This window comes from Pseudoalteromonas sp. S3178 (genome assembly GCF_005886985.1).
In the GTDB taxonomy this organism is placed as follows: domain Bacteria; phylum Pseudomonadota; class Gammaproteobacteria; order Enterobacterales; family Alteromonadaceae; genus Pseudoalteromonas; species Pseudoalteromonas carrageenovora.
Genome location: NZ_PNCW01000668.1, coordinates 1 through 319, shown reverse-complemented (window position 1 = coordinate 319; position 319 = coordinate 1). Strand labels below are relative to the sequence as shown.

The 319-nt window shown below is 40.8% G+C and carries 1 protein-coding gene; it reads right to left on the bottom strand.

All coding sequences use genetic code 11. The features are described 5' to 3' along the window. Window positions 1-319: hypothetical protein (locus tag CWC11_RS23255; protein ID WP_138684301.1), on the bottom strand; the 319-nt coding region annotated here is incomplete at both ends.

Genomic DNA, 319 nt, shown 5'->3' with positions numbered 1-319 from the left:
GAGATCTCGCCAGTCAATTGCGTTTTACTGCTGCCAAAAAGTACGAGTTCTTCCGTCTTATGGAATAAGCCATCATTATCTTTGTCTAACCAGACATAAAAGTTCTTTGTCTTGTCTTGAGTATCTGGATGGGGGGCTGCGGTTAGCGTTACATTGAGTGCTTTACCATCCTTAACTTCGACTACATCATATGAGTAGTCGCTATAATTGCTTGATGTAGAATCGTTTTTGTAGCTGTTCAACGAAACTGATGATAAGTAATACTTGCTATGATTGATGCCTTGCGCGGGGCAATAGTCGTCAAAAACTTCAATAGGCA